This window comes from Thalassotalea euphylliae (genome assembly GCF_003390375.1).
GTDB classification, from domain to species: Bacteria; Pseudomonadota; Gammaproteobacteria; order Enterobacterales; family Alteromonadaceae; genus Thalassotalea_F; species Thalassotalea_F euphylliae_A.
This window is the reverse complement of the sequence record NZ_QUOT01000001.1, coordinates 2,678,415-2,693,146: the sequence shown is the minus strand read 5'-3', so window position 1 is coordinate 2,693,146 and position 14,732 is coordinate 2,678,415. Positions and strand designations below refer to the sequence as shown.

Here is a 14,732-nt window from a genome sequence, read left to right as displayed (position 1 = left end):
TTTATGCTCGGCAGTATTCGCGATTTAGCGCCAATTATTGCCGTGATCGTGTTTTTTCAGCTAGTCATTATTCAACAACCCCTACCTAACGTGCTAGAGCTCTTAGTCGGTGTACTTTTTGTACTGCTCGGCTTGACCTTTTTTATCCACGGTTTAGAGCAAGGCCTGTTTCCTATTGGCGAAACCATGGCTCACGCATTTGCCAAAAAAGGCAGTGTCTTTTGGCTGCTCGTTTTTGCCTTTGCACTGGGTTTTGGTACAACAGTAGCCGAGCCTGCGCTTATCGCCGTTGCGGCAGAGGCTGCGGAAGTCGCTGCCAGTGGCAACATGATTGCCGCCGATGAAGCAGCAAAAGCTAGCTATGCTAGTGGCCTACGATTTACCGTTGCTTTATCAGTGGGACTTGCCATTGTGCTTGGTGTATTTCGAATTCTTAAGGGGTGGCCAATTCAGTACCTAATTATTGGTGGCTATGTCTTGGTGGTAATTCTTACCTTATTTGCACCGGTTGAAATTATTGGTATCGCGTATGACTCTGGCGGTGTTACTACGTCAACGATCACAGTGCCTTTAGTGACGGCTCTCGGGGTCGGACTTGCATCTTCCATTAAAGGTCGTAACCCAATGATTGATGGCTTTGGTTTGATTGCGCTCGCGTCATTAACGCCAATGATGTTTGTTATGGTTTACGGGATGGTGATGCTATGAACCTACTAACGATTTTGACCAATCTCGCACAAACCATGCTCAGTACGGTAACGGATGTTATTCCAATTGCCGTTATTATTTTTGGCTTTCAATTTGCCGTCATACGCCAGCCAGTGCCCAATATCGGCAAGGTTCTGACAGGATTTGTTTGGGTTGTCGTCGGCCTAACGTTTTTCTTAGTCGGCCTAGAACGAGCCTTGTTCCCACTTGGTAAACTGATGGCGCAGCAACTTACTGACCCTGTGTTTATTGCTGGTGGCGAAGCACTTAATGCGGTTAAACAGGCTATCACACTTAGCTGGCAAGACTATGGCTGGGTTTATTTATTTGCTTTCTTAATCGGTTTTAGTACAACAATTGCCGAACCCTCATTAATTGCCGTGGCGATTAAAGCGAACCAAGTTTCAGGTGGTGCCATTGGTATTTGGGGATTGCGTATTTCAGTTGCACTTGGCGTTGCTATTGGTATTTCTTTGGGTTGTTACCGCATTGTTGTTGGCGACCCTATTCACTGGTACATCATTGCTGGCTATGTCGTTGTGGTTATCCAAACCTTATTTGCGCCGAAACTGATTATTCCACTGGCGTATGATTCCGGTGGGGTAACAACATCAACCGTAACCGTGCCATTAGTCGCAGCGCTTGGTTTAGGCCTAGCGGAAACTGTGCCGGGCAGAAGCCCACTTATTGATGGCTTTGGATTAATCGCTTTTGCTAGCCTGTTCCCGATGATGTCGGTAATGGCCTATGCACAATTAAGTCAATGGTACGCTCAGCGCAAACGCCCTGAAGCGGCTCAATCTTAAGGAATTATTATGCGCTTTAAACTTATTGTGGTCTTCGTGGAAGATGCACTCACAGATCAAGTCGTTGAATCTGCTCGTGAAACAGGCGCGACGGGCGCGACTGTTATCAATAATGCTCGCGGAGAAGGGTTAAACAAGTCAAAAACCTTTTTTGGCTTAGATTTAGTCACCCAACGTGACGTGGTACTACTGTTGGTAGAAGAGCACATGTCACGCCATATTCTGGAAGAAATCGCCCGAGTAGGTGAGTTTGACGAAAAACCAGGCTCAGGTATTGCCTTCCAAATTGATGTTGAAGACGCAGTTGGCGTATCTCATCAAATCAGTCAATTAAGCTCAAGTGTGGAGAACGAACTGTGAGTATGAAACAAACCATCAAAGCAAAAGATGTTATGACCTCAGCCTATGCCCAACTTGACGGCATGCAAACAGTGCGCGAAGCACTTACCGCGATGAAAGAAAAGAATACCCAAGTTGTGATCGTAAACAAACGCGACCAACATGACGCTTACGGTATTTTATTACTTTCAGATATCGCGAAAAAAGTGCTGGCTAAAGATCGCTCGCTTGACCGCGTGAATATTTATGAAATTATGTCTAAGCCGGTAATGTCCGTGCCACCAGAAATGGATGTACGCTACTGTGCACGCTTATTTGATAAGTTTGGCTTAAGCTGCGCGCCAGTGATTGAATCAGAGCAAATTCTGGGCTTAGTTGGCTACCAAGAATTGTTGATGAAAACTATTGAACAGTTTGAATAATCGCTGGCACTGCTTGCAATAAGCTTATTTCCAAAAAAATGCGAAAAAGGTCAGCGTGATAACAGCTGACCTTTTTTATCCAAAACTAAGACTACGCGACTAATTTAGCTTAAAGCCCTGATATACTCAGATGTACTAGCTCAGATAAACTAGCTCAGATAAATTAGTTCAGACTAGTCACTAGCAACAAGCTGCTTTCCCCTCTACTCTTTCTTCTAGTACATTAGCTTGCGCAACTTGCGCCTTAACCGCTTGTAATGCTTGCGTATTGCGTTCACTGAACCTGTCAGTGAGCATAGGGTTGGCATCGCGAGTTAACAAGGTGAATTTCATTAACTCTTCCATCACGTCAACAATGCGATCCCTAAAGGGTGACGCTTTCATTGTTCCATCAGGGTTAAACTCTTGCCAAGCTTTCACTACCGATGACTGATTCGGTATGGTTAGCATACGCATCCACCGACCCAAGACTCGCATATTGTTGAGCGCGTTAAAGCTTTGAGAGCCACCTGTTACTTGCATAATCGCCAGTGTTTTCCCTTGTGTCGGGCGCACGGCACCATCAGAGAGCGGAATCCAGTCAATTTGATTTTTAAACACCCCTGACATATTGCCGTGAATTTCTGGCGAACTCCACACTTGAGCTTCTGACCACATAACGAGTTGCCTTAATTCCTTCACTTTTGGGGGCGGGACTGACGCGCCATTATCAAACATTGGCAGCTCCGCAGGGTTAAAGAGTTTTACCTCAGCGCCTAAATGTTCGAGTATTCTACCCGCTTCTTGTGCCGCAAAACGACTCAAGGATTCCTCTCTTAGCGATCCGTACAGCACCAATACTCTTGGTTTATGGGTGCTCGGCTTAGTTACACTTGAACTGAGGTTAAAGGTATTATTTTCTAGGTAATTCATTAGCTATCCTATGTTTGTTAAGACAAGCTATAAGACGTGCGTCAGTCTGAAAAGACGAAACAACAACGAGAAAAAATCAAAATATTTTGCTAACGCTTGCTTAGTCGCAACGTAATCAATTGGTCGGCTTTTCGATAAATTCGATTAAATTGCCCTTTTTATCCAACTCAAAATGGCAGCAGTCATCAAACAAGCCTTTTAGTAACGTTCGTCCTTTTTGCACGCGAGATTTTAACGTTGAATAGCTAATACCAAGCTGCTCTGCGCATTGCTTTTGGGAATGCTCCGAAAGCTCAATAACGGTCAGCAAATCCGCAGTTTCTCTTGGCAGTGCGTTAATAAAAGGAGCGATACATTTCGACAATTCTTGCTTAACGTCCGGTGGACTATTTTCATACCACAAGTCTTGCGCACTAAGATCTCGGTTTCGTTGTTTTCGATAAAAATCGATGATAGTGCGGTTAGTAATTTGGAACAGCCAAGGCTTAATACGACTTTTATCTTTAAGCTCAGGTAACTTGGCGTGTACTTTAATCAAAATTTCCTGCAACAAGTCTTCAACATCATCAACGTTAGCCACTCGTGATAACAAAAACGTTTTCAAACTACTTCTGTATTGTTGCCAAATAACTTCGAGCTTCATTTTAGTGCGCCTTAATTATTCCCAGCATCATTGCTGCTCAGGTGAGCCAATAGCCTCAAGATTTAACATATTAGCTCATACCGCATAAGTAAAGGTGTTTTCTAGCTTGCCAACAACACACAGACAAGCCTATGATTTTCATAGGTTGTCACCTAAATGTCGCCTCTATGACGTGGTGTTTATGAGCCACAACAAAGATGATTGCTAACGACTGCAATATTTAACAAGTATTGCCAAACAAGCTGCAAAGGAAGATTTACATGCTAATAAAGAAGTTACGCCTACAACGTGGTTGGTCACAAGAACATTTATCACAAGTGTCTGGTATTAGTGTTCGCACGATTCAGCGTATTGAGCGTGGCCAAAAAGCGGGGCTCGAATCACTTAAATCGCTGGCAGCTGTTTTTGAAATTGATATTACATCACTGCAACCGGAGGCAGATATGACCAGCAATCACACACCATTGGAACATTCATCAGGGCTAGATCGTTCTTCTCAACTTCAGGTGACGATTGAAGAACAACGGGCAATGGAATACGTGCAAGGGCTCAAAGCTTTCTATGGGCACTTGGCCACTTACATTATTGTTAACATCGTATTGTTGGCCGTAAATTGGTTTATTACGCCTGGCTATTTCTGGGTACTGTGGGTAATGATGGGGTGGGGCATTGGCCTTGCCAGCCATGCTGTCGCTACGTTCGAGTTATTCAGCTTTTTTGATGCCGATTGGGAAAAGCGTGAAATTGAGAAACGTTTAGGACGAGACTTGTAAGCCAATCACTCGCGCTACACGCTATACAGAATCAAATAGAAGGTATTAGTCACCAAGGTGGGCGTTTATCAATGATAAGAATGGCTCACCGTATCTCGCCAGCTTGGTATCACCAATACCACTGACTGACAACATTTGCGCTTGTGAGCGCGGTTGGATTCGCGCTAATTCAGCTAAAGTTGCATCGTTAAACACGATAAACGGTGCAACATCTTCGGCATCGGCAATTTCTTTGCGCAACGAGCGCAATTTGCCAAATAGCTTGCGATCGTATTGCTTGGTGGCCGTATTTTGCTGCCAGTAGCTAGCACGTTGTAAGCGTGGTGAAGCGAGCATTAAGGTTTCTTGCGCGGTTAACACCGAGCGCGCAGCTTCAGTTAACTTAAGTGCTGAATGCTGAGCAATATCTTGCTGTAAATAGCCTAAATGAATCAGCTGGCGAATCACAGAAAACCAGTAGCTGGGAGTTTTGTCTTTACCAAGGCCAAACGTTGATACTTTTTCGTGACCATGTTTTTGAATAAGCGGTGTTACTTGACCACGCAGTACCGTCACCACGTATTGCACATCCCCTTTTTGCTCAATGCGATAGACACAAGATAGCACTTTTTGCGCCACTTCTGTGGCATCAAATTCGCTTGGTGGATCTAAACAAATATCACAGTTACCACAGCGTGTTTTGGTAAATTCGGCAAAGTAATTGAGTACCACTTGTCGGCGACAAGTTTGCGCATCAACAAAATCAGTCATCGCCTGAAAACGTTGCATCTCCACTTTTGCACGTTGTTCATCTTCGTGCTCGGCAATGCGCTTTTTCATGCGACTAATATCTTGCTCATCGCACAAGAACAGTGCCTCTGCGGGCAATCCGTCACGACCAGCACGGCCAATTTCTTGGTAGTACGACTCTATCGTGCGAGGCGGCTCAAAGTGCGCCACGTAGCGCACATTCGGCTTATTTATACCCAAGCCAAACGCAACTGTCGCCACCACAATCTGAATATTGTCTTTGGTAAAACCATCTTGCACGTAGGCCCGAATTTCCGTTTCTAACCCTGCGTGGTAGGCCGCACAATTAATCCCTGATGCACCCAAAAATTTACTGAGCTTTTCCACTTGCCAGCGACTACTGCAATAGATAATACCGGCATCATCTTTACGCTGTTTTATGTACGACAGTATTTGTTTTTGACCATTGTACTTTTCCGCAAGTGTAAAACGAATGTTTGGGCGGTCAAAGCTGTCTAGGTGAACATAGGGGTTGTGCAACCCTAGTTGTTCAAGAATATCTTTGCGCGTGGTCACATCAGCAGTGGCGGTTAAGGCCATCACGGGAATATGCGGAAAATGACGTTTTAAACAGCCTAGCTGGGTATAAGCGCGACGAAAATCATGCCCCCACTGAGAAATACAATGTGCTTCGTCAATGGCAAACAATCGAATGGGTAAACTAGCAATACCTTGCAAGAAGTAGTGCTGAGTTAACCGCTCAGGAGCAACATAAAGTAGGCGAATTTGCCCAGCCGCCAAGCGCTGAAAAATATCGTTAACCTCAGCTTGGCTTTGCGAAGAGTTAACAAATGCGGCGCTAATGCCTTGTCGGGTAAGGCCGTCAACCTGATCTTTCATCAAAGAGATCAGTGGCGAAACCACGATAGTGATGCCGTCAAACAAGGTGGCAGGCAACTGATAACACATGGACTTACCGCCGCCTGTTGGCATTAAGACTAAGCAATCTCGGCCACTCATCACTTGCTCAATAACATCTGCCTGCCCATCGCGAAATGAGGTGTATCCAAAATGATGCTTAAGCGAATCGAGAAGTGAAGCTTGCGGGGCAATTGCAGAGGGAGTCAACGGTTTTCCAGCTGGTTAAAAATCGCAAGCATTTTAGCCCAAGCGCATGTGAATCCCTAGTGTGGAGTTTAAAAAATACAAAAAAAGCTGCTAGGCTGAGGTTACCTTGTCAGCACATCAGACCAGATCCTCAAAGGGGCTAAGGCGCACAATATGAATAAAGAACAACGCTTTCAAAAAGTTGCTGAGCTTTGGAATGCCAATATGCCATTTAACCAGTTACTGGGTTTTGAAATTTCTCGCTTTGACGACACCCGCTCTGAAATTAGCTTTCATTGGCACGACAAACTCATTGGTAATCCTATGCAGAAAATACTTCACGGTGGGGTAACGGCCGCTGCGCTAGATTTGGCCGGCGGTGTTGTTGCTGCCGCCAGTATCATTGCCAATATGGAAGAGGCTTCAGCACAGGTGATTCAAGAAAACCTCAGCAAGCTCGGCACCATAGATTTGCGCACCGACTTTTTACGCCCCGGCCGAGGTGAGCACTTTGTTGCTTCCGCACACATTATTCGCAGTGGTAGTAAAGTCGCTGTTGCCCGAATGGAGCTGCACAACGAAAAGAACGACCATATTGCCTTTGGTACTGGCACCTATATGGTTAGTTAAAACCTAATTAACCTTAGCTCGGGATAAGAAATAGTGAAATGACTTATATTCATGTACTTACACCTAAAGGTATCTTCTAGTGAGATATTTTTTCTGATATTAAGGCGAATTTACGCGTCAATAGCTCGTCTATTGCAAGTGAATTCAACAAAAATAGCAGTGAAAATAGCCCCTAGAAGTGCATTAGTTATCCCGAGCTGAGGTTAATTATAACCTTGCTATCTATGCGCCAACCTGTGATAGAATTCGCGCCCTTAAAATAGTGACTAGGTCTTCTTCATGCCCAACTCATCAGCTTCAGCTCAAACCAATAGCGGGATAATTAATGCGCTAGCGGCTTACTTTATGTGGGGCTTAGCGCCAATATATTTTAAGGCGCTAACAGCCGTTGGAGCGACTGAGATATTGATCCACCGCGTCGTCTGGTCAACGCTGTTATTGTTGGTCATCGTTGTTGCTATTCGCAAATGGCAGCCTTTTATCAGTACTATCACCAACAAAAAAGTCGTCGCCAGCCTTGCTGTTACAGCCACATTGCTGGGCAGCAATTGGTATATCTTCATTTGGGCTGTAAATAACGATCACCTTTTAGATGCCAGTTTAGGTTACTACATCAATCCTATTTTTAATGTCGCGTTAGGTATGATTTTCCTAGGCGAACGGTTGCGCAAATGGCAAGGTGTGGCAGTGGCGCTAGCGATAGTTGGCGTATTGATCCAAGTCGCCGTACTCGGCACTATTCCTGTGATTTCACTGGTGTTAGCCGCTACTTTTGGCATTTATGGCTTAGTGCGTAAAAAACTACATGTTGATTCGTTTGTTGGCTTATTGATTGAATCGCTTTTACTACTGCCTGTTGCGCTCTTAGGTTGGCTATTTTTTGTAAGCAGCGACACTAGCAATATGGCTAACAATGCTTGGACGCTAAACACTATGTTAGTTTTAGCCGGTGTTGTCACCACAGCACCACTACTTTGCTTTACCGCAGCAGCTAAACGTTTAACGTTAGCAAGCCTAGGATTTTTCCAGTATATCGGCCCTAGCATTATGTTTATGCTCGCGACATTTTATTATCAAGAAACGCTAGAACCAGCCAAGCTCGCAACCTTTGCCTGTATCTGGCTTGCACTGCTAGTTTACAGCGCAGACTCACTGCGTGCGCGAAAGGCCAATAAAGCTGTATCAAGCTAATTAGCAGAGCATTTAAAAAAGCAAAGTAAAAACTGATAGACAAGTAACATTGCAAATTCTCAGGCTGAGCTATACTAAATAAGGTATTTAGCAGGGAATTTGCACTATGGAACAGTTACTTGTCTTTGAAAAAATCCGCTATCAGATTGACCCACCAAACAATATATTCACAGTGAAAGTTGCACGTAATATCGACTACAAAGACATTGTCGTGCATTACGGTAATTTGATGGAAGATGAGGGTTATTATGCCGGCTTAAATGGTTTATATGACTTTAGCCAATTAAAACGCATTACTGGCGATCACCAAATTTTGATTGATACGGCAGAGGTTATGAACGACCCACAAGTGGTTAGCAGCCCAGCTAAAACAGCCATTGTTGTGTTTGAAAAATTTGGATTATTTTATGAAGTCTTGAATAGGTTTTGCCAGGCATCAACACCTTCACAAAATGACTTTCAAATATTTGATGTCAGCGAAAAAGCTGAAATAGAGCGCTTCCTCGCCTTACCAAAAAACTACTATCAGCTGGCAAGTGATGCCTTGCCAGCATAAAGCGAGTTCTCTTACGTAAACTAGCCTTGTATAGAGTTAGTCTTCTTGGCCGCTAATCACCACTTGGTTACGGCCATTTTCTTTGGCATTGTATAACGCTTGATCAGCTTCATTCATTTGGCTTGCCAAGGAACCTGTGCCATTGAACACTACACCAATACTTATAGTGAGTGATATTTGTTGGTTTTCGTAGGGCAGTTGCGCTACTGAAAGCTCACGGCGCAAATCATCTAGGCGCGTGAATAATTGGTCTTCATCAACCCCTTCCATCAACACCGCAAACTCTTCACCACCTAAACGTGCCAACATCGCTCTTGGCAAATGTTTACGCATATACAAGGCAACCATTTTCAGTACATTGTCACCGGCATCGTGACCATAGTTATCATTAATTTTTTTGAAGTAATCAATGTCTAACATTGCTAACCCGTAGATCACTCCTTGTTCCGCATATTTAGGCAACTTATTTTGCGCAATCTGAATAAAGGCGCGACGGTTAGGTAGCTCAGTTAAATAGTCAGTATTCGCTGCACGTTGAATCTGCTTGATATTGTTCAAGCTTTCAATATTTTGCGTAATTCGACAGTAAAATTCTTCTGGGCAAAACGGCTTACGCAAGAAATCATCAGCACCATTTTTGATAAATCGAGCAGAATGAATACCATTGCTGGCACCTGAAATACCAATAACCGACATACGATCGCGTGAGTAGCGTTTGCGCAATTCATTGGTAAGTTCAATACCATCCATATTCGGCATTTCTAAGTCTGTGATCACCATCTTAATATCAGGGTGTTGCTCAAGTACTTCCAATGCTTTAACACCATCGCTAGCGACATAAACGGTAAAGTTTCTGCGCATTAACAATTCAACAACATGATTACGAGTTGCTAGGCTATCATCAACCACCAAAATGCCATTTTCATGATTCACTTGCTGGCCGTGTAATATGCGTTTTAAATACAAAAATGCTTGGCTATTTTCTTTCGGAATATAATCAACAACGGCTTGCGCTAAGATTTTCTGGCGGGTGATATCATCCATTTTTCCGGTCATCACAACCGCTTGTACGCCATGAGATAATACACATGGAATAGCTTCACCATCAGGTGCATCCGGTAAAGCGTAATCAACTGTGGCAGCAAAAAACTTAGTATCACCATGCAACAAAGTTTCAACTTCCGCCAAAGTGCTCGCAACAACGGTTTCAAATCCCAATGATTCAGCCAGCTGACATATAACCCTAGCAATTGGCTTACTATCTTCTACAACTAATAAACGATCAGCCATTATCTCTCGATACTCCTACTCATATGAACTGAGCTAGTTAATTGATGTTAAGTTAGCGTACGAAACAACTAACCATTTGATACCCACTTGCTCAAAATTAACCTGAATACGGCTTTGAGCACCTGCTCCTTCATAATTAAGTACCACACCTTCACCAAACTTTTGATGCATCACTCGTTGCCCAAGGCTAAACCCTGTATTGTCAAAAGACTCCGTGGTTAAGGTCGCAGAAAACCTGCCGCTTGAAGCTGGTCGTGAAACCTGACTTTGCAAGCGTATCTCTTCTACACACTCTTGTGGTAACTCGCGTAAAAAACGACTCGGCTTATGGTACTTTTCTTGACCATATAGGCGCCGACTTTCAGCATGACATAAGTATAGCTTGTGCATTGCCCTTGTCATGCCAACGTAACATAGGCGTCGCTCTTCTTCTAGACGACTAATATCTTCTTGCGACTGTTGAGAAGGGAACATACCCTCCTCTAAACCAGCAATAAAGACCAGCGGAAACTCCAAACCTTTCGCAGAGTGCATCGTCATTAACTGCACCGCCGGTTCGTATTCATCTGCTTGCGACTCACCTGCCTCAAGTGAAGCATGAGTTAGAAAAGCCGTTAACTTAGTTTGTTCTTCTTCCAGTTCTGGTTCTTGCACAAAGGTTTGGCAAGCCGTTACTAATTCGTTTAAGTTTTCAATGCGTGCCTGCGCTCGTTCGCCTTTTTCTGCTTGGTACATAGCTTTAAGACCGCTATGACCGATAACAAAGTTCACTTGTTGATCTAAATCTAATGCCGCCGAGTCATCTTCAAGCTGATCAATCAGGTTAATAAAGTTCGTAATGGCGTTTGCTGCACGGCCTTTAATGCTTTGTTCGGCCAGCATATTCTGACACGCTCGCCACAAAGTAACTTCCATCGATTTTGCGGCGTCGCGAATCAACGCTAGGCTTTGGTTGCCAATGCCACGAGTTGGCGTGTTGATAATGCGCTCGAACGAGGCGTCATCGTCACGATTATTAATTAGGCGCATATAAGCGAGCGCATCTTTAATTTCTTGGCGCTCGAAGAAGCGTAAACCGCCATAAATGCGGTAGGGCAGTTGTGCTTGCAGTAAGGCCTCTTCTAGTAGGCGTGATTGCGCGTTACTGCGATATAAAATGGCGACATCATCAAGCGAGCCATTTTCTTCACGCCAAGTATTGATGCGACCAGCTATAAAGCGAGCTTCGTCGATTTCATTAAAGGCTGTATAAATCGAGATTTTTTCGCCGGCCGTGTCTTGCGTCCACAGTTCTTTACCAAGGCGATTATTGTTGTTGGCTATTAACTTGTTTGATGCATTTAGAATGTTAGCGGTAGAGCGATAGTTTTGTTCTAAACGAATCGTTTCTGCTTTCGGGTAATCATCAAGGAAGCGCTGAATATTTTCGATTTTAGCACCACGCCAACCGTAAATTGACTGATCATCGTCACCAACAATCATGACCTTGATTTGATCTTTACCAAGCATGGTCAGCCAAGCATATTGAATCGCGTTAGTGTCTTGGAATTCGTCAACCAAAATGTGCTGAAAGCGCTGCTGGTAATGATTAAGTAACGCAGGGTGTTCAAGCCACAGCTCATGCGCACGCAACAAGAGCTCAGCAAAATCAACTAAGCCAGCGCGGTCACATGCATCTTGGTAACTTTGGTAAATATTAATAAAGGTTTGCTCGGTCGGATCAAACTGAGCATCAAGGTGTTTAGGTCTTAACCCTTCATCTTTTTTGCCGTTGATATACCAAACCGCTTGCTTAGCCGGCCATTTTTTCTCGTCTAGGTTGAGCGCGCGAATAGTGCGCTTGACTAAGCGCAATTGATCATCAGAATCTAGCACTTGGAAGCTCTGTGGCAAGCTGGCCTCTTGAAAGTGCATGCGCAACAAACGGTGAGCTAGGCCATGGAAAGTACCTAGCCACATACCAAACACATTACCGCCTGTGGTTTGCTCAACACGGGCACGCATTTCTGAGGCGGCTTTGTTGGTAAAGGTTACCGCCAAAATACTATGCGGCGACGCTTGCTCAATACGCATTAACCAAGCGATACGTTGTACTAAGACACGTGTTTTGCCACTGCCTGCGCCTGCCAGCACGAGCATATTTTGTAAAGGTGCAGCGACGGCTTCGCGCTGCTTGTCATTTAAGCCGTCTAATAGATCAGAAACATCCATTATTTTGAAACTCAGATTAGGAACTCAAGTGGGGGGCTAAGCCTGCTAATTCAGTCACATCACTTAGCTCAATATGGGGTAAAACTTTCAAGGGTTTGCCAACATCATAGCAAGACAACCAAGCGGCTTGGCAACCTGCGCGTAGCGCACCAAGAATATCTGCACGACCACAATCGCCGACATGTAGTATATGCTCGCAAGCAATCGCTAAATCTTGTGCCGCTTGTTCAAATAAGTCGCCAGCAGGCTTCATTTTTAGGCCATTGCCCGCGTGGTAAATATGGTCAAACTGGTCTTTTAGACCAATTGCTTGAGTATCAACATTACCGTTGCTGATGGCCACAACAGGCACATGTTCTCTAAGCTGTTGTAACAGCTCAATGCTGCTAGTTGGCACCGAAAAATTGCTACGGATTGCTAAAAAGTGTGCCATCGCTTGTTCTGCGAGTGATTTGGCTTGTTCCTTTTTCACTCCCAAACTTGCAATACCAAGTTGGTAGGTGGCTAAACGCAATGCTGTAACATCGTGTCTTATTTCAGGGTTTTGCTCAACCGCTGCGGTGCGATGTGATTGCCAAAAATGACGATCAAAAGTAACGGTTTTGCCAGCTAATAGTGGTGACAATAATTGTTGAAAGTAGCCGAGCATAGCACGCTCGGTGGCAACCATTACAGGGCGGTTGCTGTAGAGCGTGTCGTCTAAATCAAAGCTGATAGCCTTGATGGGCTTTAACGTACGGTAAAATTTCAAGTGCTGACACCTTTGCCAATCATTTAATATTCAGTCAAACCTTACGCTAAGTTATAGCGCAAGGCTTAGAAATGGCAGATGTTATTGTTCAAGATGTTGAAATAACAGTTTAGCCACTAGCTTTTGGAATTGGCTAAGCAACAAGGTATCCATACGCGGATCAAAGTGATCGGCATCTTGCGAGCTAATCGCTAAAAACCCGATATCTTGACCAGCATGCTCGAGCTTAATTAGCACCACTGAGCCCGCAAATCCGTGACCAAATATTTGTTGTAGTTCACTTTGCTGCAATCGACCAAAATAATAACCTTCGTTTGCTAAGCGCGTTTCGATGACCGACTGACAGTCGTTTACGATCACGCTGTCGTGTGCTGGCGTTGCATGGTTAGCGATAAAACTAGGCGTTAACCATAATTTTAATCCTGACAGAGAAAGCAGCTCTAAGGTTGCACGTGCAAGAATATCTAATAACTGTGTGACATTTTTGCTGTCAATTAGCTGCAAATACAAATCGCTGTACAAGCGAAACAGTTGCTCGTTATTGTTGGCTACTGACATCAACTGAGTTATTTCTTCCTCAAGCCCTTGAATTTTCTGTCTTAGCTGGGTTTGTTGACGTTCTACCAGTGAAACCGTGCCACGATGCGGGTCTTGCAAACGCAAAGACGTAATCAATGATGGGTTGCGGCTAAAAAACTCAGGGTTATCTTCAAGGTAACGCACAACGAGATCGTCTGTTAACGGCAAATCGTCGGCGTGTAACGGGTTTTGTTCATTCATATATGTATTTGACCATCAAAAACATGAGCAGCCGGGCCAGACATTTTCACCGGGTGGCCTGGACCCTTCCAAAATATCCGTAGTTTACCGCCAGGCAATTCAACAGTAACTTGTTTATTCAATTTTTTCTGCGTTTGACCAATCACCACGGCCGCACATGCGCCGCTGCCGCATGCTAAGGTTTCACCAGCACCACGCTCAAAAACGCGCAATTTAATAAAGTCAGGTGAAACCACCTGCATAAAGCCAACATTGACTTCTTTTGGAAATCGCTCGTGGGTGGATAGCTCTCGCCCTAAGGTGTCTACAGGCGCAGTGTTAATATCATCAACGGTCAGCACGCAGTGTGAATTGCCCATAGAAACGGCGCCACACAGCACAGTTTCGTGCTCGGTGCGCATAATGTAGGTGCCTTCAACCTTTTGCGCTTTAAAGGGAATTTGTGCAGGTTCAAATTGAGGTGTTGGCATATTCACTGAGACATTGCCATCACGCTCAACGTAAAGCGTCATTTTGCCAGACGAAGTTGAAACGCGAATCTTATTGCGGTTAGTCAGCCCTTTGCTGCGAACAAAGCGAGCAAAACAGCGAGCACCATTGCCACATTGGCCAACTTCACTGCCATCAGCGTTGAAAATACGGTAGTGAAAATCTAAATCAGGGTCATAAGGGGGCTCAACAACCAAGAGTTGATCAAAGCCAACGCCGAAATTGCGGTTTGCCAGTTTTTTTATTTGATCATTCGGCAAGTATACGTTCTGGGTAACATTATCAATGACCATAAAGTCATTGCCCAAGCCGTGCATTTTTGAAAAATTAACCAGCATATTTAGTGTCTTTCTTTACTTCTTATTAGCTGTTGTTAGTCGTTGATGATGCTGACG

At 44.3% G+C, this 14,732-nt stretch carries 16 protein-coding genes; 8 read left to right on the top strand and 8 right to left on the bottom strand.

Going from position 1 to position 14,732, the window contains the following annotated elements:
* Positions 1-3: 3 nt before the first annotated feature.
* From DXX94_RS11995 to DXX94_RS11980, 4 genes are read left to right on the top strand one after another with little or no spacing between them, the layout of a single operon-like run.
* Positions 4-708, top strand: coding sequence for a DUF1538 domain-containing protein (locus tag DXX94_RS11995; RefSeq protein WP_116018483.1), 705 nt, complete (start codon positions 4-6; stop codon positions 706-708).
* Positions 705-1,514 carry a DUF1538 domain-containing protein gene (locus tag DXX94_RS11990; protein WP_116016163.1) on the top strand — a complete coding sequence of 270 codons (810 nt, stop codon included), beginning with the start codon at positions 705-707 and terminating at the stop codon, positions 1,512-1,514. Before DXX94_RS11995 ends, DXX94_RS11990 begins: the two co-directional genes overlap by 4 nt.
* 9 nt (positions 1,515-1,523) lie before the next feature.
* Positions 1,524-1,874: a P-II family nitrogen regulator gene (locus DXX94_RS11985; RefSeq protein WP_116002151.1), complete on the top strand. Its 351-nt coding sequence runs from the start codon at positions 1,524-1,526 to the stop codon at positions 1,872-1,874.
* A 2-nt stretch (positions 1,875-1,876) separates the two neighbouring features.
* Positions 1,877-2,275 (top strand): CBS domain-containing protein, encoded by a 399-nt coding sequence (locus DXX94_RS11980; RefSeq protein WP_116002152.1) that lies wholly within the window; start codon positions 1,877-1,879, stop codon positions 2,273-2,275.
* A gap of 180 nt (positions 2,276-2,455) precedes the next feature.
* On the opposite strand, the gene arsH is transcribed toward DXX94_RS11980, so the two are convergent.
* Positions 2,456-3,187 carry an arsenical resistance protein ArsH gene (arsH, locus tag DXX94_RS11975; RefSeq protein ID WP_116016161.1) on the bottom strand — a complete coding sequence of 244 codons (732 nt, stop codon included), beginning with the start codon at positions 3,185-3,187 and terminating at the stop codon, positions 2,456-2,458.
* 115 nt (positions 3,188-3,302) lie between these two features.
* Positions 3,303-3,830, bottom strand: a complete 528-nt coding sequence (gene sigZ / locus DXX94_RS11970) for an RNA polymerase sigma factor SigZ (protein WP_116016159.1) — start codon at positions 3,828-3,830, stop codon at positions 3,303-3,305.
* Between the two features lie 260 nt (positions 3,831-4,090).
* Between sigZ and DXX94_RS11965 the strand changes: the two genes are divergently transcribed.
* Positions 4,091-4,603 carry a 2TM domain-containing protein gene (locus DXX94_RS11965; protein WP_116016157.1) on the top strand — a complete coding sequence of 171 codons (513 nt, stop codon included), beginning with the start codon at positions 4,091-4,093 and terminating at the stop codon, positions 4,601-4,603.
* Between the two features lie 45 nt (positions 4,604-4,648).
* Here DXX94_RS11965 and recQ read toward each other — a convergent pair whose 3' ends face one another.
* Complete coding sequence (gene recQ, locus DXX94_RS11960) at positions 4,649-6,460, bottom strand: DNA helicase RecQ (protein WP_220348081.1); 1,812 nt, start codon at positions 6,458-6,460, stop codon at positions 4,649-4,651.
* 153 nt (positions 6,461-6,613) lie between these two features.
* Here recQ and DXX94_RS11955 point away from each other — a divergent pair, with 153 nt between their 5' ends.
* The 3 genes from DXX94_RS11955 (at position 6,614) to DXX94_RS11945 (ending at position 8,816) form a co-directional block, all read left to right on the top strand.
* Complete coding sequence (locus tag DXX94_RS11955; protein ID WP_116016155.1) at positions 6,614-7,069, top strand: thioesterase family protein; 456 nt, start codon at positions 6,614-6,616, stop codon at positions 7,067-7,069.
* Positions 7,070-7,348: 279 nt separating this feature from the next.
* Positions 7,349-8,260, top strand: coding sequence for an EamA family transporter RarD (rarD, locus tag DXX94_RS11950; protein ID WP_116016153.1), 912 nt, complete (start codon positions 7,349-7,351; stop codon positions 8,258-8,260).
* A gap of 106 nt (positions 8,261-8,366) precedes the next feature.
* Complete coding sequence (locus DXX94_RS11945) at positions 8,367-8,816, top strand: hypothetical protein (protein WP_116016151.1); 450 nt, start codon at positions 8,367-8,369, stop codon at positions 8,814-8,816.
* 36 nt (positions 8,817-8,852) lie between these two features.
* Here DXX94_RS11945 and DXX94_RS11940 read toward each other — a convergent pair whose 3' ends face one another.
* The 5 genes from DXX94_RS11940 to dapF all read right to left on the bottom strand — a co-directional run bounded on the left by DXX94_RS11940 (position 8,853) and on the right by dapF (position 14,675).
* A complete protein-coding gene (locus tag DXX94_RS11940) occupies positions 8,853-10,106 on the bottom strand; it encodes a diguanylate cyclase (RefSeq protein ID WP_116016149.1) in 1,254 nt (417 codons plus the stop codon).
* Between the two features lie 33 nt (positions 10,107-10,139).
* A complete protein-coding gene (gene uvrD, locus DXX94_RS11935; protein WP_116016147.1) occupies positions 10,140-12,317 on the bottom strand; it encodes a DNA helicase II in 2,178 nt (725 codons plus the stop codon).
* A gap of 16 nt (positions 12,318-12,333) precedes the next feature.
* Complete coding sequence (locus tag DXX94_RS11930) at positions 12,334-13,068, bottom strand: HAD-IA family hydrolase (RefSeq protein WP_116016145.1); 735 nt, start codon at positions 13,066-13,068, stop codon at positions 12,334-12,336.
* Between the two features lie 81 nt (positions 13,069-13,149).
* Entirely contained in the window at positions 13,150-13,848 is a 699-nt protein-coding gene (locus DXX94_RS11925) for a DUF484 family protein (protein ID WP_116016143.1), read from the bottom strand.
* Complete coding sequence (dapF, locus tag DXX94_RS11920) at positions 13,845-14,675, bottom strand: diaminopimelate epimerase (RefSeq protein WP_116016141.1); 831 nt, start codon at positions 14,673-14,675, stop codon at positions 13,845-13,847. Before dapF ends, DXX94_RS11925 begins: the two co-directional genes overlap by 4 nt.
* Positions 14,676-14,732: the final 57 nt, after the last annotated feature.

Bases quoted from the DNA above. Each gene is read 5' to 3' on its own strand.
- sigZ (WP_116016159.1), bottom strand. From the start codon at position 3,830: ATGAAGCTCGAAGTTATTTGGCAACAATACAGAAGTAGTTTGAAAACG.
- DXX94_RS11965 (WP_116016157.1), top strand. From the start codon at position 4,091: ATGCTAATAAAGAAGTTACGCCTACAACGTGGTTGGTCACAAGAACAT.
- DXX94_RS11980 (WP_116002152.1), top strand. From the start codon at position 1,877: ATGAAACAAACCATCAAAGCAAAAGATGTTATGACCTCAGCCTATGCC.
- DXX94_RS11985 (WP_116002151.1), top strand. From the start codon at position 1,524: ATGCGCTTTAAACTTATTGTGGTCTTCGTGGAAGATGCACTCACAGAT.
- DXX94_RS11940 (WP_116016149.1), bottom strand. From the start codon at position 10,106: ATGGCTGATCGTTTATTAGTTGTAGAAGATAGTAAGCCAATTGCTAGG.
- DXX94_RS11955 (WP_116016155.1), top strand. From the start codon at position 6,614: ATGAATAAAGAACAACGCTTTCAAAAAGTTGCTGAGCTTTGGAATGCC.
- dapF (WP_116016141.1), bottom strand. From the start codon at position 14,675: ATGCTGGTTAATTTTTCAAAAATGCACGGCTTGGGCAATGACTTTATG.
- arsH (WP_116016161.1), bottom strand. From the start codon at position 3,187: ATGAATTACCTAGAAAATAATACCTTTAACCTCAGTTCAAGTGTAACT.
- DXX94_RS11990 (WP_116016163.1), top strand. From the start codon at position 705: ATGAACCTACTAACGATTTTGACCAATCTCGCACAAACCATGCTCAGT.
- DXX94_RS11925 (WP_116016143.1), bottom strand. From the start codon at position 13,848: ATGAATGAACAAAACCCGTTACACGCCGACGATTTGCCGTTAACAGAC.
- DXX94_RS11945 (WP_116016151.1), top strand. From the start codon at position 8,367: ATGGAACAGTTACTTGTCTTTGAAAAAATCCGCTATCAGATTGACCCA.
- DXX94_RS11995 (WP_116018483.1), top strand. From the start codon at position 4: ATGCTCGGCAGTATTCGCGATTTAGCGCCAATTATTGCCGTGATCGTG.
- uvrD (WP_116016147.1), bottom strand. From the start codon at position 12,317: ATGGATGTTTCTGATCTATTAGACGGCTTAAATGACAAGCAGCGCGAA.
- rarD (WP_116016153.1), top strand. From the start codon at position 7,349: ATGCCCAACTCATCAGCTTCAGCTCAAACCAATAGCGGGATAATTAAT.